The following is a 21,918-nucleotide window of genomic DNA, read 5'->3' as shown; positions in this document are numbered from 1 at the left end:
GAGATAGTAAAGAGCAGAGAGGACAAGCTATGAATATTATACTTTTGTCAGGTGGCTCCGGGCAGCGTCTGTGGCCTTTGTCCAATGAGATAAGATCCAAACAGTTTATTAAGATATTTCATACAGCAGACGGCGGTCTGGAATCCATGGTGCAGCGGGTATGCCGTCAGATACGGGAAGTAGACCCGGAGGCACAGGTGACGATCGCCACTTCCAAGTCCCAGGTGTCAGCTATTTACAGTCAGCTGGGGCAGGATGTAGGGGTCAGCGTGGAACCCTGCAGACGGGACACCTTCCCGGCGATCGTACTGTCCGTGGCATATCTGAAGGATGTGCTGGGGGTAGCGGAAGACGAACCGATCGTGATCTGTCCGGTGGATCCTTACGTGGAGACGGCTTATTTTCAGGCGCTGCAGGCATTGTGCGATCGCGCGGGAGAGTCTGAGGCGAATCTGGTGCTCATGGGGATCGAACCCACGTATCCCAGTGAAAAATACGGTTATATCATACCGGAGACGGCGGACGATCTGAGTCGTGTAACGATGTTCCGGGAGAAACCGACGAAAGAAGCCGCAGAGGAATATATTGCAAAAGGTGCTCTGTGGAACGGCGGTGTGTTTGCTTTCCGGCTAGGCTATGTGCTGAAACGCGCCCATGAACTCATAGATTTTACGGATTATGAAGACTTATTTCAGAAGTATGATACGTTGCAGAAGATCAGCTTTGACTATGCCGTGGTGGAAAAAGAGCCTGCCATAGAAGTGATGCGTTTCGCAGGGACCTGGAAGGATCTGGGTACCTGGAATACGCTGACGGAGGCCATGGACAGTCAGTGTGTCGGACAGGGGGTTCTGAACGATACCTGTGAAAATGTGCATGTGGTGAATGAACTGAATGTACCGATTCTGTGCATGGGACTGAAAAATATGGTCGTGGCGGCCAGTCCGGAGGGAATCCTGGTATCGGATAAGGAGCAGTCGAGCTATATCAAACCTTACGTGAATCAATTCGTTCAGCGGGTAATGTTCGCCGAAAAATCCTGGGGGAGCTTCCGCGTTCTGGATGTGAAGGATCACAGCATGACGATCAAGGTGACATTGAATCCGGGACATGGGATGAATTATCACAGCCATGATTTCCGCGATGAAGTATGGACGGTCATTGCCGGAGAAGGCCGGGCGATTTTGGACGGTGTGGAGCGGCCGGTGAAGCCGGGCGATGTCCTGACTATGCAAGCAGGCTGCAAGCATACGATCCTTGCGGATACGGAACTGCAGGTGATCGAAGTGCAGATCGGTGCAGAGATCAGCGTGGATGATAAGCACAAGTATGAATACCGGAAGGATTAAATATTACGATGACTATGACTGCGAAGAAGAAAAAAATACTGTTCTGGTCCGTGTTGATGCTGGCGATCATTCTGCGGTGTATCCGGTTTGGCTCAGTGCCGGATGGGATCAACCAGGATGAAGCCATGGGAGCCATGGATGCATGGGCACTATCAAAATACGGTACTGACCGCTACGGCACGTTTCTGCCGGTTCATTTTGAAGCCTGGAAATACGGTCAGATGAGTGCCTTGTTAGCGTATTGCATGGTGCCGTTTATCAAGGTGTTTGGTTTTAGCACCGTGACAGTGAGGCTGCCGATGCTGCTGGTATCCTGTGGGGCGGTTGCACTGGTATATTTAGTGTCGGAAAAGCTGTTTGATGAGAGGATTGCGCTAGTAGCGATGGCGCTGACGGCGGTGAATCCCTGGCAGTTCATGCAGAGCCGCTGGTCGTTGGACTGCAACCTGTTCCCACATGTATTTTTATTGGCATTTTATTTACTGTTGTTGGGACTGGAGAAAAGACGGTATTTGTATGTATCCATGCTCTTTTTCGGCCTGACATTTTATTGCTATGGTGTGGCGGCATACTCTGTCACGGCATTTTTGTTTGTGCTTTTTATATGGTGCCTGTGGAAAAAGCAGCTGAAATTCCGGGAGGGGCTGCTGTGTGCGGTAATATTTACGCTGGTGGCTTTGCCGGAGGTGATCGTGCTGGCGATCAATGCGGTGCATTATGGCAAAAGCATTGAAATGCCCTTTTTCACCATGCAATTTTTCCCGGATAGTATCAGAAGTGCAGACATACTGTTTTTGAATTTTTCCTTTGCACAGCTGGGCAGGAATGCCTGGGCATTATTCAGCAGGGTGTTCCTGCAGCTGCCGGACATTTTCTTTAATTCGATTCCGGCGTTCGGACCCTTATATCATGTGTCGATACCGTTTGTATTGATCGGGATCATTGTATTTACGATTCGCCTTTTTAAGGAAAAACAGATTGAAAAACAGACGCAGATGCTGGCTCTGTGGGGATTCCTCATTACCGGGATCTGGGTTGGCCTGATCACCTATGAAGTGAACATTAACCGTGTGAACATTATCTTCTATCCGGTGATCCTGCTGTGTGCTTACGGCATTTCACTGGTAGTGGATAAATTCGGAAAGCTTTTCCCGGTCATTGTAGCTGCGTATGCAGTCAGCAGTGTGCTGTTTTTCGCAACGTATTTTACAGAGTATGCAGAAGAGAGCAGATACTATTACAACAGGGATTTCTTAGATGCCGTAGCCGAAGCTGACAGCATGGAAGAATATGACAGTTTGTATATTACAGGTAACTTGGGCTGGCAGTTTAACCAGTTGGCTACGGAGATCCTGACCCAGTATGCCTGCAGAATAGATGCCCGGTACTATCAGAGCGAGGACTACGCACAGCGTTATCACTACATTTATCCTGAGAGATCCGGAGCGGAACTGGAGGAGTTCGTTGGAGACGGTCTGATGGTACTCTATGAGGACGAACTGCAGTATCTGCAATTCCCCTATGAAGTGATCGACACGGTGGGAAGCTATTCACTGGTAACAGCAAAGTTCTAAGAAGGACAGGGATTATCTCCAGACCCTAGTCACCTCCACACCGAACAGGAAGCGTCCTTCCTCGTTGGGGTGAATGGAATCCACCAGGTATTCTGCGGCATTATTTTCATTCCACTGCAGAGCATTATTGATATTCAGAAAATCAACATTTTCAGCCGCGGCGGTTTCTTCTGCCGCGGCAATATAGTCTTCTAATACATTTTCTTCGTCACCGGTGCGTGCCATTCCCTTTTCAAAAGACAGAATATAGTTGGAGGATATGACTATGATCCGGGCGTCCGGATAGGATTCCCGCAGAGCCCGGATGCCGGTGCGGAGGCCGTTTTGGTAATCATCGATGGGAAATCCCCCAAAATAATCATTTAAGCCGTAATTGATGAGGAAACAGAGTTTTTTATCACCGGAGAGTTCTTCCGTATTATGGTCTAAAAAGTCCTGTACGACATTCGGGAAGGACTTATCGTCATCGCTATTCCGGGTAGCGGAGGAACCGCCGATTGCCAGATTATGCACGGTGGCACCGGTCAGAGCGTGGACGACTCCGGGGATGGAAGCAAAATCATGATAATTTCCCATGACACTGTCGCCGAAAAATACAAGCTCGCAGTCGGTCAGATCAGGATGATCGGCTGGAGAATCTACGGCATCCTGCACCAGTGTGCAAAAATGATCCAGGCTGTTATAGCTTTCTGTGCTCCGGTATTGCAGAGAGCCGCTCAGCACCAGCAGCATTACGGAACGTGCGGCTTCGGCAGTTAATTCCGTGGGAGTGTCATAGGCATCCGGATTTGAGATCAGCCATTCTTCCTGTCCGGGGAAGCAGAGGGCCACGTTCTCTCTGGCGGACAGAGGGGAAGCCAGTACCCGGAACACATTGCAGTAAGTGTCCAGATCTCCATTGGCATGTGCCTGCCAGTATTCCAGGGAAGGCGCAGAGAAAATGACCGTGAATTCGGCACCGGCGTAGGTATCCACATAGGACAGCAGGTCTTCGTCCAGGGAGGCAGAGAACCGTGCATCGCTGTGCAGGCTGCTGTTCCACAGGGAGAGCGGATCCAGCACGAGGAAGACATGAGTTACCTCGTTTCCGGAGGAGAAGGCCGTTTCCAGATAATCGGACAGGTCGGAGAAAGATGCGATCCGGTGGGAACCGCATACCGCGTCGTATCCCATATAGGTGGGATAGATATACTCGGGAAAAGCTTCCGGCGCGGACATGGACAAAAATACGCCCTGATAGGATTCCTGTTGTAATCTGCCAAAGTCGGAGGAACGCTTCCCGGGCTCGTATATTTTCAGATAGAAAATTCCCGCAGCAAGCGCAACGAGTATCAGTATCACCATAATGATGGCAGTAAAGAGCTTCCATGGATTTTTTTTCTTGGTTGTATTTGAACGCATAAGATAGGGGATCCTTTCTGTAAATCGCCGGGTGGCCGTAGAGGCAGGCGAATCCGGCTGGCTTCATTATACCCCAGCAGGCGGGGCAATGCCAACACCATTGTTGTTTTTCTCATGATGATATGATAAAATTAATAAATTAGCTGACGAATTGAGAAGTTATGACCATAGATACAGTAAAAATCAGACGGGAGGATTTGGATATGGAAGAATTAGCTATTTTTGGAGGAAAACCTGTACGAGAGAATAAAATTTTCTACGGACGGCAATATATTGACCAGGCAGATGTGGATGCGGTGGCAGCAGTCATGACCAGCGACTACATTACCTGCGGACCTAAGGTGAAGGAGTTGGAGCAGCATCTGTGTGAACTGACCCATGCAAAATACGCAGTGGTGGTATGTAACGGTACCGCCGCACTGCATCTGGCGGCGCTGGCAGCAGGCTTCGGTGAGGGAGATGAGGTTATCGTAAGCTCGATCACTTTTGCTGCATCCTCCAACTGTGTATTATATGCGGGAGCGAAGCCTGTTTTCGCAGATATTGATCCGGAGACCTACAATATCGATCCGGCGTCCATCCGCAAGCTGATCACACCCAGGACGAAAGCAATCGTTGCGGTAGATTTCACCGGTCAGGCAGTGGAACTGGATGAGATCCGGGAGATCTGTAAGGAGCACGATCTGATTCTGATCGAGGATGCCGCGCATGCCATCGGCACGAAATATAAGGGCCAGCCTGTGGGAAGCCTGGCAGATATGACCTGCTTCAGCTTCCATCCGGTCAAGACGGTGACCGGCGGAGAAGGCGGCGCCATAACGACTAATGATGAGAAGCTGTATCGTCATCTGATGCGGCTGCGTACCCACGGCATTACGAGGGACCCGGAAGAAATGGTACATCCCACCGATGCGCTGTGGTACAACGAGCAGGTAGAGCTGGGCTTCAATTATCGTATGACGGATTTCCAGGCGGCATTGCTATTGAGCCAGCTGAAGAAGCTCCCTGCATTTGAACAGCGTAGAAAAGAAATCCATAAGCGTTATAATGAAGCGTTCGACAAAATGCCGGAACTGATCCTGCAGAAGGAGATCCCGGAGTCTGACACGACCTGGCATCTGTATGTGCTGCATCTGAATCTGGAGAACCTGAACTGCGACAGAAGGCAGTTTTTCGATGCTCTGTATGCGGAAAATACCTGCCCTCAGGTGCATTACCTGCCGGTCTACTGGCATTCCTATTATGAGAAGCTGGGATATCAGAAGGGACTGTGTCCCAATGCGGAGAAGTATTACAACGAGGTGATGAGTATTCCTCTGTATTACGGATTGACGGATGATGATGTGGAAGATGTGATCCATGCAGTGAAAAAGGTGGTAGCTTATTACACGAAGCTGAAATAAGATCCGGCAATGGGCGGAGCCGTGCCGGATCATGGGAAATGCCCGATCTGTGCCGGATCATGGGGAATGCCCAATCTGTGCCGGATCATGGGGAATGCCCGTAGCTGTGCCGGAACACGAGAAATACCCGTAGCAGTGCCGGATTATGGGAAATGGCGGAATGAAGCAGAAAGTAGCAGGGAATGGTATTTTGAAAGAAAATAAGAAAAATTGGATAGAAATTCCGGTGTTTGCTGCACTGGTAGCCATTGCATCGGCAGTTACGTTCTGGCTGTTTTACCGGCAGTGTGTGGAAAGCATGCTGGGAACGGGACTGTATCATTCCGATATGAAGGCATATATTCTGGAGATGCAGGGACTGGACAGCGGCTACAGCTTTCCTTACCCGGTTTTGTTCAAGCTGGCAGCAGCAATTCATCTGGTGACCGGATCCTTTACCGGCGGAGCGGAACTGGCCATGGCGTTGGCAACGATGCTGTTAAACAGCGGAGCAATGATCGCTCTGAAGGTGATGCTGGACAAGCATGTGGGAGCAAAGCTGCAGGAAGCCATGCCCGGAAACCCCTGGCTTCCGGGTATCCTCACAGGAACGGTAGCGGTATCCCTGTTTTTTGTGTCAATGGTATACCCGCCGACAGGGATTTATCTCCCCGGTATCAAATACAAATATCTCGGGGTATTTACGCCGAATCCATTCCACAACGCCACTTATATGGCGGCACGGCCGTTCGCAATTCTTGCATTTTTTAAGTATGGTGAATTGTTGCCGGTGTATGAGCAGAAAAATGCGGTCAGAGAGCATAAGAGAGATTATATTCTGTTTGCAATTTATCTGCTGCTGGCGACCATGACGAAACCCAGTTTTACCATAGTGCTGGTCGGTGCTGCGGGGATTCTGATGCTGTGGAGAATGTTCCGCAGCAGATTCCGGAATTTTGTCCCCACGGTGTGGCTGGGAGTATGTTTTATCCCGACTTTTATGGATCTGCTCTACCAGTTCCGGGGAGTGTTCGTACCGCAGGAGGGACAGGAAGGCGGCATCGGATTTACTTTTGGCCATGTCTGGGCGCAGTATTGTGGCAATCTGCCCCTGGCTATCGGACTGGCCATCGGATTCCCGATCCTGGTACTTCTGCTGAACTACAAGGAACTGCACAAGGACAGCACCTACCGTTTCTCCTGGCAGGTGTATGTGATGAGCTTTCTCATGGCATTCTTCCTGTATGAAAAAGGATTCCGGGAGATGGACTTCAATTTCTCCTGGGGCTACATGTACGGAATCTTCTTCGCATTTGTGGGAGCACTGCTGGTACTGCTCCGCGCGACAGCGAATGCCGACACCCGGAAGAGAAGGATTGTCGTAGCAGTACAGTGGCTGGCTTACCTGTGGCACCTCGTATGTGGAGTATATTATTTTTGGGGATTTTTACAGGGAGCGATGTATTATTGATGTAAATTGAGAGCTTATGTGAGCAATGAGCCGCATATGATAAAAAGACAGTGTAGGGAGTTGGGCTTCACCGAAGTCGCCGCTCAAAGCACTGTCTTTTTGTTTGCCTGTCTTCCATTTCACCATTGAAGGCATAATTGGACAAAACAGTGGACAATTTTAATTTTTAAGGATTATATTCCACCCTTCAGCACCAAAACAATGTTTTTCAAAAATGGCCCTTTTTATAGATGTATTTTTTCTATTTTAGCTGATTTTGGTATAAATAGTAGCATTTTTGAAAAATTGCTAACTTGAAAGTTTACGAAAGTATAGCCGCGCATAGGCATAGTGAGGACAGCAATGGGCGCTTGTGCACAAATTCCAGTCTTATTCGTTATGCGGGGCGTAATCATCAAATTTAGTCAAATAAGCCCCGGTAGTTTTCGGCATGCGGGGCGTAATTATCAAATTTTGTGTGTAACGCCCCATACCTTGGTTTAAGGGCACAGAGAAGCTTGATCCTGTCTCCTGTGCCCACGCTGAGGCAGAAGAAGGGCACAGAGAAGCTTGATCCTGTCTCCTGTGCCCACGCTGAGGCAGAAGAAGGGCACAGAGAAGCTTGCTCCTGTCATCTGTGCCCACGCTGAGGCAGAAGAAGGGTACAGAGAAGCTTGATCCTGTCCCCTGTGCCCGCGCTGAGGCAGAAGAAGGGCACAGAGAAGCTTGCGCCTGTCCCCTGTGCCCACGCTGAGGCAGAAGAAGGGCACAGAGAAGCTTGCGCCTGTCCCCTGTGCCCACGCTGAGGGGGAAGAAGGGTACAGAGAAGCTTGATCCTGTCATCTGTGCCCACGCTGAGGGGGAAGAAGGGTACAGAGAAGCTTGCTCCTGTCATCTGTGCCCACGCTGAGGCAGAAGAAGGGTACAGAAGGAGTTCGCCTAGCCGGCGGCAACCCTACGTTAACAATGCAAGTATAATACTGCATGGAAAATGTTAATGAAATCTCGACCGTACCCAATCCCGTATCCGGCAGATCCCGGTATAGACTCCGGCCCCGCAGTAGGGCATCAGCAACAGGCTGTAAGAGAAGATATACCGCGAATTGGCTTCCCAGAAGATGTGGAACAGAAAACCTCCCAGTACGGCAATGAGGCCGACGTAGACGTAGAGCCGATCCGCACCAAGTCGATCCGCGCCATGCCGGTCCGCGCCATGCCGATCCGCGCCATGCCGATCCGCACCAAGTCGATCCGCGCCATGTCGATCCGCGCCATGCTGATCCGCGCCATGCCGATCCGCGCCATGCCGGTCCGCACCGAGCTGATCCGCACCATGCTGCCCCGCCGTTTGGTCAGCCATGTGCCCGACAACTTTGGACTTCCGACGTTTCTTAAGACTGTCGATACAGAACACCAACACGCCCAGATACAGAACATTCTGCCATGCATTGCACCATTCGATATATCCCCCACTGAGAGAACCTTCATAGACTTCCTTAAAAAATGCACTCCGTCCTCCGTAGGTAGCCAGGGTAGCCTGTCTGCTGGCATAGGTGCCGTCTGCCCACTGGGATAAATGTTTGTGAAGATAGAAGTCCGCTGTGTAGCCGGGATGTTCCCGGAAATAGGTCAGGCGCTCGTCGATCGCCAGACGGCTGATCTCGTTGGCGAGAGCAGTATCCATGCCGGCGGTATCGTAAGTATCGATATTGAAGCCGTTATACCAACCGCAGCCGCGGGAAGCTTCCTGCATACCCATGGCGAGATATGACATGGCGGTGACTCCGGAGCTTAACGTGTTCCCCGCCTTTTTCTCATAACATTTCTGTACCAGCGGCAGAATCCCCACAGAAGTAACAGCAAGACATACCGCCATGATGAGCAGTCCCAGACGCATCTTACCGTTCCGCCCCGGACGCAATGCCTCGAACAACAGCACCAGCAACACTGCGATCACAGGGATCAGTGAATTCTTGCGCAGCATCACAGACAGTGTGAGGAACAGGATACTGCCGAAGCCTGTGAAAAGTATCTGACGGAGCATGCGGGGGACGTAATCGTAGGCGGTGACTGAGGGCGCATCATTTCGGGAGACGTTGTCCCGGTAGGAGCTGTCCGGAGAGGAGCCGCCCGGGGAGACGTTGTTCCGATAGGAGCTGTCCGGAGAGGAGCCGCCCGGGGAGACGTTGTCCCGATAGGAACTGTCCGGAGAGGAGCTGCCCAGCAACCTCAACAGCAGATAGCATCCCACCGACAATGCGGCGAAGGAAGGAATCTCGCCGTAGACGAAGGAGCTGTACATGATCATGGGCAGGTTACAGCATACCAAGACGAGATAACAGCAGGAGATCTTCTTGTAATTCTCCGGCCACAGATATTGCAGCGACAGATATTGGAACCAGATCGCCCCACACAACAGACAGACATAGACCAGCTTGATAAAGTGCCAGGCCGGTACGGACAGGCCGGTGAGATTCCAGATCCGGAGCAACAGCTCCAAAAAAGCCATCAGCCCGATCTGCTGTGGATAATAAGACAGATAAGAAACGGTGGGGTGGATAATATCAGTATTTCCCAGGATCCACTCCGCAGCCGCATTGTATACAGACAGAGCATCCGCTGCGGGAACCGTGCGTCCGAAGAGGATCAGCAGGATACCAAGCCCAAATACAAAGGTCAAAGTAAAAACGAGCAGTCCGCGACGGAATTTCTCTCCTATTTTTTCATACAGATACAGACATCCGCAAAACAGTAATCCGAAGCCTGCCAGCTCCAACAGATTCCACAGGGGATTGTCCGGACGCAGCAGAACCTGTTGGGTCTCCATATTGTCGGCATAGCAGGTCGTGAGAAAGCTGCCGGCGAACAGCAGCATGGAAAGCAACAGTGTCAGAAGCATGACAATGTTAAGCCCCAGACGGTAAATGATATTGCAACAAGATCTGTTCTGAGATCCACTCATGGAAACAATTCCTCCGTAACCACAACAAATTCCGATTATGCAAGCATATTAGCTCACTTGCGCTCATTATATCATAGCTTTTGCCCACCCCCAAGAAAAATACGCGGGAAAAAGCAAAAATAGTGGCTGTAATGGAGTAAGCGTGGTACAATAAACTTTGTATAAGCACTTTTAACACGCAGAGATAAGAGGAATGGAAAATGGATAAAATTGCAGTACTGATCCCTTGCTACAATGAAGAGAAGACGATCGCCAAGGTGGTATCCGATGTGAAAAAGTTCCTGCCGGAGGCGGTGACTTATGTATATGACAATAATTCCACCGACCGTACCGTGGAACTGGCAACGGAAGCGGGAGCGATCATACGTCATGAATATGCCCAGGGAAAGGGAAACGTGATCCGCAGAATGTTTCGTGAGATTGATGCGGAATGTTATCTTATGATCGACGGAGATGACACGTATCCTTTGGATTGTGCCCGGGAGATGGTGGCAAAGGTTTTGGAGCATCAGGCGGATATGGTGGTGGGAGACCGCCTGTCGTCTACTTATTTTACGGAAAATAAGCGGCCGTTTCATAATTTCGGCAACAGTCTGATGCGTGCGGGGATCAACGGCCTGTTTCATTCCGATATCAAGGACATCATGACCGGTTATCGCGCGTTCAGTTATGAATTCGTGAAGACATTCCCGGTATTCTCCAAAGGATTTGAGATCGAGACGGAGATGACGATCCATGCGGTGAACTATAACATGCAGGTAGAGAATGTGGTGGTGGAATATCGTGACCGTCCCCAGGGCAGCGAGTCCAAGCTGAACACTTACAGTGACGGTTTCCGCGTGATCCGCAAGATGCTGCAGCTGTATAAAAACTATAAACCCATGCATTTCTTCGGCATGCTGGCATTTTTGCTGGTAGTGGTGTCGGTGATATTGTTTGTGCCGGTATTTTTGGAGTATCTGAATACGGGACTGGTGCCGAGATTCCCGACGCTGATCGCCTGCGGATTCATTCTGCTGGCGGGGATCCAGTCGTTTTTCTCCGGTATGATGCTGGAAGTTATGGCGGCCAAGGACCGGAAGGATTTCGAGTATCGTCTGAACCGTGTGCATGGGGAACATCAGGAACGTAAAGGATTATAATATGCAGGAGAAGAGAATACTTCCCAGACGCAGAGGCGGTGTGCTGCTTTGCGTTCTGGGATGTCTGTTTGTATTTTTCGTAAAAACGGAAAAAGATCTGGCGGCTGCGGGCAATATCCTGTGGACGGCCGGATATGTGGGAAGCACTCTGCTGTGGACCGTGCTTTTGGGATGCCTACTGGGTGTGATCGGAGCGTTTGTGGTCTATCGTGTGGCAGAGCGGCCGGCACCAGAGGGTGACTGCAACGGTGGAAGGAACGGTGCCGGTAAAGACAATGCTGTGTTCGGCAGATCTGCCGCGTGGATACAGAGACGCTCCGGGGCACAGGTGTTTTTCGGAAGCCTGTTATTGCTTTGCCTTGCATGGCTTCCGGTATATCTGGCATATTACCCGGGAATCTGTGCCTATGATGCACCGGTACAGACCGGACAGATTGTGGAGCATTATTATTTTGATCATCATCCGATCGTGCACACACTGCTTTTACAGGGAATGCTGTGGCTGGGAACGCAGCTGTGCGGAAGTATGAATGCCGGAATGGCACTGTACACTGCGCTGCAGATGCTGCTGCTGGCGGGCAGCATGTCCTACGGTGTGCTGGTATTGCACAGACGGCAGGTGGCGGCAGGCTGGCAGATCGTGATGCTGCTGCTTGGAATGTTTTTCCCGTTCCACTGGTATATGAGTGTCAGCATGACAAAAGATACGGTATTCAGTGCTTTTTTACTGCTGCAGCTGATCAGTCTGACGGATCTGTTGCTGGAGGACCGCAGGGAATGGCGTCCCGGAGTCCGGGATCTGCTGTTTTTTATCGGAACAGTGGGAATGATACTGTTTCGCAATAACGGAAAATATGCTATGATTGTACTATTAGCATTTCTTTTTCTGGCAGTATGCTTTGGAAAAAGAGCGAGGAAGCTCTGGGGGAGACTGTTTACGGTAAGTGTGGCAGCTTTCTGTATAGGGCTTTTTGTGCTGTCCGCAGTGTTCTCCGCAACGCACGCGGAACAGGGAGACAGGAGAGAGATGCTGAGTATGCCGATCCAGCAGATGGCCCGCTGCATGATCTACCACGGAGGAGTGGGAGTACTCCCTGAGGATGACGGTACCATGTCGGAGCAGGATCGGGCACTGGTGAATGATTTTATATTGGATGAGGCTTACAGGGATTATGATCCCGGCATCGCGGATCCGGTAAAGCGACATACCAACACGTATGTGGTGCGTTATCGCTCGGGAGATTTCCTGCGGACCTATTTTCATCTGCTGAAAGCTTATCCCGGAGATATGATCAATGCCGCACTGGCAGTGGATGCAGGATTTTTATCTCCCTTTGATGTCACCCATGCGGCGGTGAATGAAGTGCAGGGGAGAGAGGGCCTCGGATATATACAGACACGATGGGAAGAAGATACCCTGAACAACAGAGGGATCTACAAAGACAGCAAATGGCCGGGACTGTATGACCGCCTGGAGACATGGGCGGACGGGAACGGTTATCTGGAGCTTCCGGTACTGAAATATTTGTTCGTGCCAGGCAGTTATCTGTGGCTGTATCTGGCGCTGGCGGCGATACTTGTGATCGTGGACAGAAAGCGATACTGTCTGCCACTGGCGGTGATCGCCGGATATTATGGGACGATGCTGTTAGGCCCCACGGTGCAGATGCGATATGTCTATCCGGTGATGCTGGCACTGCCGTATCTGGTGGCGCTGATGTGCGGAACAGGCCGGAAGACGGAAAATGAGAAAACAGAGACAGAGATAAAACAGGGACAGAGATAGGATAGAGAAATGGACAAACTGATCATAGGAGCAGGGCTGTATGGATTGTATGCGGCGCTGTATTGTGCAAAAAGAGGGCAACAGGTAGAGGTGCTGGAGATGGAAGAGGCTCCTTTTACCAGAGCCACATATATCAATCAGGCCCGGGTACACATGGGATATCACTACCCGAGGTCTCTATCTACGGCCATGAAATCCGCCGGATATTTCAAGCGTTTTACAGAGGACTATTCCTTCTGTCTTCATACCGCGTTTCAACAGATTTATGCCACTTCCGCTCATTTTTCCTGGACGGATGCGGCGGAATTTTTGAAGTTCTGCCGGGATGGCGGGATCCCCTGTAAGGCGCTTCCTGTGGAAGAATATTTCCAGCCGGGGCTGTGCGACGGAGCTTTTCTCACCGAGGAGTATACCTACGATGCCCATATCCTGCGGGATCATCTGATGGAGGAGATCGCGAAATATCCGGGAGTGAAGCTGCACTTCGGGCGGCAGATCACAGAGATCGTAAAACAATCGGACTGCTATGAGATCACCGCATTGCATGAGGACCATAGAGAGGTGTACCGGGCACCGTTTGTGCTGAATGCCACTTACGCTTCCGTGAATCAGGTGCTGGAAAAGGTAAAGGGAGTCACAGCAGAACCCTTCGGACTGAAGTATGAATTATGTGAAATCATCCTGTGCAAGCCGGGGGACAAGCTCAGGGACATTGGATTTACGGTAATGGATGGACCGTTTTTCTCCATTATGCCTTTCGGCAGGACGGGATATCATTCCCTGACTTCGGTGACTTTTACACCACATAAGACAAGCTACGATGCTACGCCGCAGTTCTCCTGTGTGGGAGCGGACGGCAATATCTGCAGAGGCGGCTGGCTGGGGAATTGCAACGACTGTCCCGGCAGACCGGAGAGTGCCTGGGAGTATATGTCTACGCTGGCGAGAAAGTATCTGCGGGAAGAGTATACATTCCGCTATGAGAGATCACTGTTCTCCATGAAGCCGATCCTGAAGGCTTCGGAGATCGATGATTCGAGACCTACTGTGATCCGGGCATTATCTGAAAGTCCCACCTTCATCAGCGTCTTATCCGGCAAGATCAACACGGTATATGACCTGGATCCTTTTTTAGATTAGGATAACCATTCCGAGAGATTATAAATAATAGATATAGGGGAAACGTTATGGAGAGAACCGCAATCCTGAATAAAGAGAAAAATTTTGTATCCTGTGTGCTGTATCTGCACAACGACGGTGCGCACATCCGTGATTTTCTGAACACGGTCTGTGGCACTATGGAAGAACATTTCGAAAAATATGAGATCGTCTGTGTGAATGACTGCTGCATGGACAATACCATCGAGGAGATCCATCGATTTCTGGAAGAAAGCAGAGGAAATCATGTGGTGAGCATGATCAATTTAAGCTTTTATCAGGGAGTCGAGATGGCCATGAATGCCGGAAGAGACCTGGCAGTGGGAGATTTCCTGTTCGAATTCGACAGATGCCTGCCGGATTTTGAGCCGTCACTGATCATGGATGTTTATTACAGAGCGCTGGAAGGCTATGATGTGGTGGCAGCCGCTCCGGGGAGAGATGTGGCACTGACCTCGCGGCTGTTCTATGCAGTATATAATCTGGGAAGCCGTAATACCCATAAGCTGCGTCAGGAGAGATTCCGTATCATATCCCGCCGCGCAGTGAACCGTGTGAATCAGATGAATGCGTACATTCCTTACCGCAAGGCGATGTATATGAATTGCGGACTAAGGGCGGATACGCTGGTCTATGAGAATCAAAAGAAGGCAGGCAGTGCCAGGAACCGGGAGGAGCGCAGTACCCGCAGCAGTCTTGCACTGGATACGCTGATCATTTTCACCAATGTCCTGGAGAAGTTCTCTATGCTGGTGAGTGCGATCCTGTTCTCTGTGATGATGATCATGTTTGCCTGGATCGTGTATTCGATCTTCAGCACGGTACGTCCCGTGGAAGGTTGGATGAGTCTCATGACGCTGATATCGTTTGGATTTTTCATGATGTCCGTCATGCTGACGCTGATCTTCAAATATCTGTCCGTGATCCTGAATATGAGCTTTAAGAGACAGCACTACGTAATCGAAGGAGTGGAAAAACTGACAAAATGATGTTTACGATTATTTTTCCGGTATTAAATGAACGTCTGCGCTTAGAGAGCGGTGTGACCCGCACGGTGGAATATCTGCAAAGCATTGCTTTTGAAGACTATGAGATCATTATCGTGGATAACGGTTCCGAGGATGAGACACCGCAGATCGCAGAAAATCTGTGTAAAAAATATGATAAAGTAAAATATGAGAGGATCAATGTCCGCGGTGTGGGCGCCGCATTCCGCAGAGGTGTGGAAGTAAGCCACGGCGATGTGGTAGGCTATATGGACATCGACCTTTCCACCAATATCAGGCATCTGGGAGAGGCTATTCACCTCTTCGAGACGCAACCCGAGATCCAGTATATCAACGGCAGCCGTTTTGCCAGAGAATCCGATACCAGGGGCAGAAAATGGTACCGCAGGATCACATCCCAGGGACTTTTGATTCTGTTAAAGCTGTTCTTACGGATGAAATCCACGGATGCCATCTGCGGATTCACGTTTGTCCGCAGAGAGACGGCACTTTCACTGATCGAGGGCTGCAGCCGGGATAACGGATGGTTCTACATGATCGAATTCCTGCTCCGGGCGGAGAAAAGAGGAGTGACCATACTGGATTATCCGGTGGAGTGGCAGGAAGATTATAATACTACGGTAAAAGTGTTCAAGACGATCTGCAATTATCTGGTGCAGATTGCGAGACTGTTCAACGAGTTTTATATTAAGAAGCATATATAAGATGCCGGATAATCCCGGTGAAAGATTGAAAATAAGAGAAGAAATGTACATCGTGCGAGTTTAGAAACGATGTAAATGAAATGACAACAGGTAAGAGAGAAGGACAAAAAATGGCACATATTAAGAGAATCGATCTGACGAGGGATGTAAAAGCCCATGAAGATGCTTACAGAGAAGCTATCGAGAAGGTATGTCGTGAGACAGCTTTTTCCGGAGGCAAATATGCAGATGCATTTGACAAGGAATTTGCTGCTTACGTGGGCAGTAAATATGCCAGCGGTGTGAACAACGGTACTTCCGCATTGCATCTGGCGATGCTGGCGCTGGGCGTAGGCCCCGGAGATGAGGTCATTGTTCCTGCCAATACTTATATCGCGACAGCATGGGGCGTCAGCTATACGGGAGCCACGCCGGTGTTCGCAGATTGTACGCCGGATACCTGGGAGATTGATCCTTCCGTGCTGGAAACGAAGATCACGGAGAGGACGAAGGGAATCATCGGTGTCCATCTCTATGGCCAGCCCTTTGATTATGCAGGCGTGCGCGAGATCGCAGACCGTCACGGACTGTTCGTGGTGGAAGATTGCGCACAGGCCCACGGGGCACAGTTTGAGGGGAAAAATGTGGGAACCCTGGGAGATCTGGCATGCTTCAGCTTCTATCCGGGCAAAAACCTCTATGCTTTCGGAGAAGGCGGAAGTGTCACCTGTGAGAAGGAAGAGTACTATAAGCATATCGACCGCCTGAAAAATCAGGGCTGCGATGTGCGTTATTATCATGATGAGATTGGATATAATTATCGACTGGAGGGACTGCAGGGTGCGGTATTGAGCGTCAGCCTGAAATATCTGCCGGAGTGGACGAAGAGACGTCAGGAGATCGGACACCGCTATATCCGGGAGATCACGAATCCTCTGATCACCATGCAGCATCATCCGGAGAACACCACACCGGTGTTCCATCTGTTCGTCATCACGGTACCGGATCACGATGATTTTGTGAAGTATATGGCAGACAATGATGTGGAATGCAACATGCATTATCCGGTGCCCTGCCATTTACAGAAGGCATATGCAAACCTTGGTTATAAGCCGGGAGACTGCCCGAATGCGGAATACCTGGCAGCACATTGTGTGACACTGCCGCTGTTCCCCGAGATGCGGGAGGATGAGATCCGGAGAGTCATCGAGCTGTGTAATGCTTACAGACAGTAAGGAGATCACAATGCAGACAGTAACAGCAGACAATAAAAGATTGGAAAATAAAACCTCGAAAGCAATTTCTGAGAACTACCGGGATACGCAGGCCGGGATCTGTCTGCGCCTCATGACCTATGAGGATACGGACCGTATCGTGGCATGGCGTAACAGCGATGCCGTGCGTAAAAATTTTATCTATCAGGAGCTTTTTACCAGACAGTCCCATGAGCACTGGATCCGGACCCATGTGGAGACCGGAGATGTGGTGCAGATGATCATCTGTGATCTGGAAGGAGATAAGCCGTTGGGATCTGTGTATATCCGGGATATTGACAGACATCACAATAAGGCGGAGTATGGAATCTTCATCGGAGAAGAGAGCGCCCGAGGCCGCGGGATCGGCACAGCGGCAGCGAAGCTGATGTTACGGTACTGTTTTGAGCAGGAAAAGCTGCACAGAGTCTACCTGCGGGCATTGTCGGAGAACCTGCAGGCGATCCGAAGCTATGAAAAAGCAGGCTTCGTCAGAGAAGGACTGTTAAGAGACGATGTGTGTATTGACGGTGTGTACCGGGATATTGTCTGGATGGCAGCCGTGAATCCGGCAGATTAAGAAGGAGCGAGCAACAAAAAATGGACAGAATCAAAAAAGTAAGTTTTGTGATCCCCTGCTACCGTTCGGAGCATACGCTGCCCCATGTGGTTACGGAGATCCGCGAAAAAATGCAGGAACTGACACAGTATACGTATGATATTTTTCTGGTGAATGATGCATCCCCGGACAATACCATGGAAACGATCCGGGATCTGTGTGAAAAATACGATAATATCAAGGGCATCGGCTTCGCCAGGAATTTCGGACAGCATGCGGCATTGATGGCAGGACTACGGCATTCCGACGGAGATTATGTGGTGTGCCTGGATGATGACGGACAGACCCCCGCCGATGAAGTGGATAAGCTGCTAAATAAGCTGGAGGAAGGCTTTGATGCTGTCTATGCCAGTTATGAACACAAGCAGCACTCCGCATTCCGGAATCTGGGCAGCAAGGTCAATGAGCTGATGACGCGGATGATGTTAAACAAGCCTGCGAATCTGTATATTTCCAGCTATTTTGCGGTGAAGCGGTTCGTGGTGGAGGATATGATCCGCTATGAGAATTCGTATCCTTATGTCATCGGACTGGTGCTCCGTGCCACGAAAAACATTACCAACGTGCCGGTGTGTCACAGAGAGCGGGAAGAGGGCAATTCCGGTTATACGCTCAAGAAGCTGCTGGGATTATGGTTCAACGGATTTACGGCATTTTCCGTGAAACCGCTGCGGATCGCCACATCTCTCGGTGTGGGCTTCGCAGGACTGGGTTTTCTCTATGGAATCTATACGATCATCAAGAGACTGGTGAATCCCAATGTCCCTATGGGCTTCAGCGCATTGATGGCGGCACTGGTATTTTTCGGCGGCATGATCATGATCATGCTGGGACTGATCGGAGAATATGTGGGACGTATCTACATCAGCATGAATAATTCTCCCCAGTATGTGATCCGTGAGAAGATCCATCTGGAGGAATAGGGAGAGAAATATTTTTATGAAGAAAGAGCAATTTATGGACTGGTGGAAACAGGATAAAAGATATCTGACACTGGTGAAGGCGGTACTGATGGCGCTGCTTCCCGTGGTGTGCTGTCTGGTGCGGACGGCGGCAGAGGGGAGGAGCATCGGACAGGTGTATCTGCCTTCTTCGGAATGGAACGATGAACTGTTTTATTTTAAACAGGTCGAAAGCATTGTGAAATACGGATTTCCCAGAGGGTATTTCGGATTTAACGAAAGTCATGCGCTGCAGCTGTCTTTCGCAGCCTGGAGTCCCGTGCTGGTATTTCCCTGGATCCTGTGGGGACTGGTGTTCGGCTGGAATCTGCTGTCACCGGTGATCTGTAATATCGTACTGCTGACGATCACCATGTTCGTGTTCGTATGGCTGGTGAAACCCACCTGGAAGCAGCTGGGCATCCTGACGGTGCTTTTCAGCCTGTACACACTGTTCACCAGATACATGCTGTCCGGTATGCCGGAGGTCATCTGCTTTGGCATGCTGATTCTGTTTTACGGACTGGCTTTTTCCTATCTGAATAAGGAGACAAATGGCAAGCTGATTGCTATGTTTATTGTCTCGGTATTGTTGACCCTGATGCGGCCGTACATGCTTTTGTTTTTGCTGCTGGCCTGCTTTTTCCGGATCCGCAGAAGCCGTAAGAGCGGCTGGATCGTTTCCGTTTCCGTGGTGGCCTGTACGGGAGTCGTGTATGTGCTGATCAAGCACTATCTGGGCGCGGAATATTTTACGCCGCTTTTCTATACAGACTGGATCACGACATTTTTCACCGACGGCATCGGTGCCGGCTTTCGGAATTTCTTCGGAACACTGCACTGGAAGGGCCTGGAATTCTACAGACATTGTGTGTCCGGTATGAAGAGCGGCCTGGCTTCCGGAGCCTTTTTTGACGGTTATCTGTTGCTGCTTGCCATTCTGCTGGTGCAGAGTTTTCTGGATCTCAGAGCATACCGCAGGGAGAAACAGACCGGGCTGCGTAACCAGCTGATCATAGAAGTGCATTTCGCCTTCAGTCTGATCGCGATGCTGTTTGCCCATCTGCTGATGTATAAAATGGTGGAAGGAAGCAAACATTTCCTGACTTTTATTGCGGCGGGAATTTTCATCGTGAGTATGCTTCAGACCAGATACTATAAGAAAGCGGTGCTTTTGGGAGCAGCTTTCCTGTATCTGTACAGTTACAAGGCGGTGGAGCCTTATGATTATCAGGTACCGTATGTCACGGAAGAGCGGGAAGCACAGGTGGAATATTGGAGACAGGTCTTCGCGGAGAATCTGGTCATGAGTACCGATCAGGTACCGAATTACGATAATGTGGTGATCTGGACCTTCGGGGACGATACGCCGGAGGGCAACCGAAATCTGAAATGGCAGCTTCTGTATGGAGTACCGGAAGGATTTGGTATCAGCTGCTGTGAGAAAGAATATCTTCTGGAGCATCTGACGGAGCTTCAGAGCAGATATCTGGCTACGGTAAGCGGCGGAGAGATCGACGGGCAGTGCCGCGAACAAGGGTATGAAGAACTGGGAAGAGATGCGGATATGGTGCTGTATCGCAGATATTGAGGATTGTGGGAGTGCGGAGCACATGATCATCCGCTGGCAGCCAGGCCAGGGAATATAAGAAGATAGGAAGCGGAAGGACAGAAGGTTCCATGGAGACATGCAGCAGGAAAACAGATAATTTTATACGGACAAAAGGTTGGCTGCTGCTGTGGCATGCGCTTCCGGTGATCGCGCTGCTCCTCTGGGGAGCTTTCAGCATCCGGAATAACCTCTGGTATGATGAAGCGTATTCTGCGTCGATGGTATCCCTGCCCTGGAAACGGCTGATCTATATTACGGCGACGGATGATCATTCGCCGTTCTATTATGTCATCCTGAAGCTGTTTTATCATCTGTGCGGCGGTGGGACCCATTTCTGGTCACTGAAGCTGTTGTCTGTGCTTTTTATGACCGGATATATGCTGCTGGGAAAATATTACGTGGCGAAGCTGTTTGATCGGAAAATTTCGGTATATTTTATGACATTTTCCCTGTTAATGCCTATTTTCAGTGTGCAAGCGGGAAATGTGCGGATGTATGCCATGGCATTGTTTTTCCTGACACTGGCGGGACTTTCGGCTTATGATATTTTTCGGGAAGCGACCCGGAGAAAATGGATCATTTTCTGTGTGGCGAGCATCTGTACGGTGTACTGTCATACGTTTGCATTGATACAGACCTTTTTATTTTATATGCTTTTCCTGGCGGCGATTGGGATCTGCCGCAGAAAGGATCTGGTAAAGGGATTTTTTATCTCCGGCTTCACAGTGGCAATCGTGTTCTCCCCCTGGCTGGCGGTGACCTGCAGACAGTTCATCCTGCGGATGCGCTATGATGACGGTTCTACCGCAGAACTGGCGACTCTGAATTCCGTGATGGATTATTTCAAGGAATGGTTTTCCGCGGTGGAGACACCCATCGGCATTGTGGTGCTGCTGGGGATGGCACTGTGCCTGGTATTGAGTTATGGCGCCGTGGACTGGGTACGCCAGCATCATAATGCAGCTCCGGCCATCGCGGCAGCGGCGTTTGCCCTCACTGGAATCGTGGGAGGGGTGATCTCTGCTACCGTCAATAATTGCTTCATGGGGCGTTATGCATTTCCGGGCATGGGTTTCGTCATGCTGTGGTACGCGGTGGGATTCGCACAGATCCTGGAGAGCAGTGGCACAAATGGGAGAAAATGGTGGACCGGTGGCATCCTCGGTACGGCCTGTCTGTGTTTCCTGCTTCAGTACAGCTCGGAGCTCCGTCTGGAGTACGACGGAGGCCTGGAGATTTATGAGAATTTTGTGGAGACCCAGATGACGGACAACGATGCGGTCATCGGACCTTATACGCATACGATCTTCCTGAATGTATATCATCCGGAGCTGCATTATTATATCATCGGCTATAAATTATACAGTCTTCCTTTCGTGAATACGGACGCACTCACGGATTACAGTCAGCTGGATTCCTACGAGAATCTCTGGTATATCTGTTTTCAGGGGGGAACACCCAATGAACTGGAGGACGAATATGACTACGAAGAAGCGTTGGAATTCCATTATATGTATTACGATTTTGTGATATATCGCTTAGAGCCGAAGACGATAGAACAGCAGCAATAAGATCAGGAACAGGGGCAGACAAAAACGA

At 50.2% G+C, this 21,918-nt stretch carries 17 protein-coding genes; 15 read left to right on the top strand and 2 right to left on the bottom strand.

Annotated elements, in window-relative coordinates; translation table 11 throughout:
• The first annotated feature begins 29 nt into the window (after positions 1-29).
• Together H9Q77_RS13890 and H9Q77_RS13885 are read left to right on the top strand one after the other, a co-directional pair.
• Complete coding sequence (locus H9Q77_RS13890; protein WP_118550135.1) at positions 30-1,349, top strand: sugar phosphate nucleotidyltransferase; 1,320 nt, start codon at positions 30-32, stop codon at positions 1,347-1,349.
• Positions 1,350-1,357: 8 nt separating this feature from the next.
• The gene (locus tag H9Q77_RS13885; RefSeq protein ID WP_249325940.1) at positions 1,358-2,923 is read left to right on the top strand and encodes a glycosyltransferase family 39 protein; all 1,566 of its coding nucleotides are present in this window, start codon (positions 1,358-1,360) and stop codon (positions 2,921-2,923) included.
• Positions 2,924-2,935: 12 nt separating this feature from the next.
• On the opposite strand, the gene H9Q77_RS13880 is transcribed toward H9Q77_RS13885, so the two are convergent.
• Entirely contained in the window at positions 2,936-4,324 is a 1,389-nt protein-coding gene (locus H9Q77_RS13880) for an SGNH/GDSL hydrolase family protein (RefSeq protein ID WP_249325939.1), read from the bottom strand.
• A gap of 203 nt (positions 4,325-4,527) precedes the next feature.
• On the opposite strand from H9Q77_RS13880, the gene pseC reads away from it, so the two are divergent.
• Genes pseC through H9Q77_RS13865 form a run of 3 tightly spaced genes read left to right on the top strand, consistent with a single transcriptional unit; the run spans position 4,528 to position 7,177 of the window.
• On the top strand, positions 4,528-5,727 hold the full coding sequence (gene pseC / locus H9Q77_RS13875) for a UDP-4-amino-4,6-dideoxy-N-acetyl-beta-L-altrosamine transaminase (protein ID WP_249325938.1): 1,200 nt from the start codon (positions 4,528-4,530) through the stop codon (positions 5,725-5,727).
• A gap of 9 nt (positions 5,728-5,736) precedes the next feature.
• On the top strand, positions 5,737-5,931 hold the full coding sequence (locus H9Q77_RS13870) for a hypothetical protein (RefSeq protein ID WP_249325937.1): 195 nt from the start codon (positions 5,737-5,739) through the stop codon (positions 5,929-5,931).
• Complete coding sequence (locus H9Q77_RS13865; protein ID WP_249325936.1) at positions 5,888-7,177, top strand: hypothetical protein; 1,290 nt, start codon at positions 5,888-5,890, stop codon at positions 7,175-7,177. The genes H9Q77_RS13870 and H9Q77_RS13865 overlap by 44 nt, the downstream gene beginning before the upstream one ends.
• Before the next feature lie 973 nt (positions 7,178-8,150).
• Here the strand turns inward: H9Q77_RS13865 and H9Q77_RS13860 are convergent.
• On the bottom strand, positions 8,151-10,118 hold the full coding sequence (locus tag H9Q77_RS13860) for a hypothetical protein (protein ID WP_249325935.1): 1,968 nt from the start codon (positions 10,116-10,118) through the stop codon (positions 8,151-8,153).
• Between the two features lie 200 nt (positions 10,119-10,318).
• Here H9Q77_RS13860 and H9Q77_RS13855 point away from each other — a divergent pair, with 200 nt between their 5' ends.
• The 10 genes from H9Q77_RS13855 (at position 10,319) to H9Q77_RS13810 (ending at position 21,890) form a co-directional block, all read left to right on the top strand.
• Positions 10,319-11,260: a glycosyltransferase family 2 protein gene (locus H9Q77_RS13855; RefSeq protein ID WP_118547446.1), complete on the top strand. Its 942-nt coding sequence runs from the start codon at positions 10,319-10,321 to the stop codon at positions 11,258-11,260.
• A 1-nt stretch (position 11,261) separates the two neighbouring features.
• The gene (locus H9Q77_RS13850) at positions 11,262-13,046 is read left to right on the top strand and encodes a DUF6020 family protein (protein WP_249325934.1); all 1,785 of its coding nucleotides are present in this window, start codon (positions 11,262-11,264) and stop codon (positions 13,044-13,046) included.
• A 9-nt stretch (positions 13,047-13,055) separates the two neighbouring features.
• Positions 13,056-14,186 carry an FAD-dependent oxidoreductase gene (locus H9Q77_RS13845; RefSeq protein ID WP_249325933.1) on the top strand — a complete coding sequence of 377 codons (1,131 nt, stop codon included), beginning with the start codon at positions 13,056-13,058 and terminating at the stop codon, positions 14,184-14,186.
• A 47-nt stretch (positions 14,187-14,233) separates the two neighbouring features.
• Positions 14,234-15,193, top strand: coding sequence for a glycosyltransferase (locus H9Q77_RS13840; RefSeq protein ID WP_249325932.1), 960 nt, complete (start codon positions 14,234-14,236; stop codon positions 15,191-15,193).
• Complete coding sequence (locus H9Q77_RS13835) at positions 15,190-15,915, top strand: glycosyltransferase (protein WP_148447265.1); 726 nt, start codon at positions 15,190-15,192, stop codon at positions 15,913-15,915. The genes H9Q77_RS13840 and H9Q77_RS13835 overlap by 4 nt, the downstream gene beginning before the upstream one ends.
• A gap of 110 nt (positions 15,916-16,025) precedes the next feature.
• Positions 16,026-17,129, top strand: a complete 1,104-nt coding sequence (locus tag H9Q77_RS13830) for a DegT/DnrJ/EryC1/StrS family aminotransferase (protein ID WP_249325930.1) — start codon at positions 16,026-16,028, stop codon at positions 17,127-17,129.
• 10 nt (positions 17,130-17,139) lie between these two features.
• On the top strand, positions 17,140-17,727 hold the full coding sequence (locus H9Q77_RS13825; protein ID WP_249325929.1) for a GNAT family N-acetyltransferase: 588 nt from the start codon (positions 17,140-17,142) through the stop codon (positions 17,725-17,727).
• Positions 17,728-17,747: 20 nt separating this feature from the next.
• A complete protein-coding gene (locus H9Q77_RS13820) occupies positions 17,748-18,689 on the top strand; it encodes a glycosyltransferase family 2 protein (protein WP_022152884.1) in 942 nt (313 codons plus the stop codon).
• Between the two features lie 16 nt (positions 18,690-18,705).
• Positions 18,706-20,298 carry a hypothetical protein gene (locus tag H9Q77_RS13815; RefSeq protein ID WP_249325926.1) on the top strand — a complete coding sequence of 531 codons (1,593 nt, stop codon included), beginning with the start codon at positions 18,706-18,708 and terminating at the stop codon, positions 20,296-20,298.
• A gap of 89 nt (positions 20,299-20,387) precedes the next feature.
• Positions 20,388-21,890, top strand: a complete 1,503-nt coding sequence (locus tag H9Q77_RS13810) for a glycosyltransferase family 39 protein (protein ID WP_249325924.1) — start codon at positions 20,388-20,390, stop codon at positions 21,888-21,890.
• Positions 21,891-21,918 lie beyond the last annotated feature (28 nt).

The sequence above is a fragment of the Simiaoa sunii genome (assembly GCF_014337175.1).
Taxonomy (GTDB): Bacteria; Bacillota; Clostridia; order Lachnospirales; family Lachnospiraceae; genus Acetatifactor; species Acetatifactor intestinalis.
The sequence above is the reverse complement of the archived record's forward strand: the minus strand, read 5'-3'. Positions and strand labels throughout refer to the sequence as shown.

What these genes read in the sequence shown, in the direction of transcription:
- H9Q77_RS13825 (WP_249325929.1), top strand. Translation starts at nt 17,140, where the DNA reads ATGCAGACAGTAACAGCAGACAATAAAAGATTGGAAAATAAAACCTCG.
- H9Q77_RS13850 (WP_249325934.1), top strand. Translation starts at nt 11,262, where the DNA reads ATGCAGGAGAAGAGAATACTTCCCAGACGCAGAGGCGGTGTGCTGCTT.
- H9Q77_RS13880 (WP_249325939.1), bottom strand. Translation starts at nt 4,324, where the DNA reads ATGCGTTCAAATACAACCAAGAAAAAAAATCCATGGAAGCTCTTTACT.
- H9Q77_RS13860 (WP_249325935.1), bottom strand. Translation starts at nt 10,118, where the DNA reads ATGAGTGGATCTCAGAACAGATCTTGTTGCAATATCATTTACCGTCTG.
- H9Q77_RS13890 (WP_118550135.1), top strand. Translation starts at nt 30, where the DNA reads ATGAATATTATACTTTTGTCAGGTGGCTCCGGGCAGCGTCTGTGGCCT.
- H9Q77_RS13885 (WP_249325940.1), top strand. Translation starts at nt 1,358, where the DNA reads ATGACTATGACTGCGAAGAAGAAAAAAATACTGTTCTGGTCCGTGTTG.
- H9Q77_RS13870 (WP_249325937.1), top strand. Translation starts at nt 5,737, where the DNA reads ATGGGCGGAGCCGTGCCGGATCATGGGAAATGCCCGATCTGTGCCGGA.
- H9Q77_RS13810 (WP_249325924.1), top strand. Translation starts at nt 20,388, where the DNA reads ATGGAGACATGCAGCAGGAAAACAGATAATTTTATACGGACAAAAGGT.
- pseC (WP_249325938.1), top strand. Translation starts at nt 4,528, where the DNA reads ATGGAAGAATTAGCTATTTTTGGAGGAAAACCTGTACGAGAGAATAAA.
- H9Q77_RS13855 (WP_118547446.1), top strand. Translation starts at nt 10,319, where the DNA reads ATGGATAAAATTGCAGTACTGATCCCTTGCTACAATGAAGAGAAGACG.
- H9Q77_RS13830 (WP_249325930.1), top strand. Translation starts at nt 16,026, where the DNA reads ATGGCACATATTAAGAGAATCGATCTGACGAGGGATGTAAAAGCCCAT.
- H9Q77_RS13820 (WP_022152884.1), top strand. Translation starts at nt 17,748, where the DNA reads ATGGACAGAATCAAAAAAGTAAGTTTTGTGATCCCCTGCTACCGTTCG.
- H9Q77_RS13845 (WP_249325933.1), top strand. Translation starts at nt 13,056, where the DNA reads ATGGACAAACTGATCATAGGAGCAGGGCTGTATGGATTGTATGCGGCG.
- H9Q77_RS13840 (WP_249325932.1), top strand. Translation starts at nt 14,234, where the DNA reads ATGGAGAGAACCGCAATCCTGAATAAAGAGAAAAATTTTGTATCCTGT.
- H9Q77_RS13835 (WP_148447265.1), top strand. Translation starts at nt 15,190, where the DNA reads ATGATGTTTACGATTATTTTTCCGGTATTAAATGAACGTCTGCGCTTA.
- H9Q77_RS13865 (WP_249325936.1), top strand. Translation starts at nt 5,888, where the DNA reads ATGAAGCAGAAAGTAGCAGGGAATGGTATTTTGAAAGAAAATAAGAAA.
- H9Q77_RS13815 (WP_249325926.1), top strand. Translation starts at nt 18,706, where the DNA reads ATGAAGAAAGAGCAATTTATGGACTGGTGGAAACAGGATAAAAGATAT.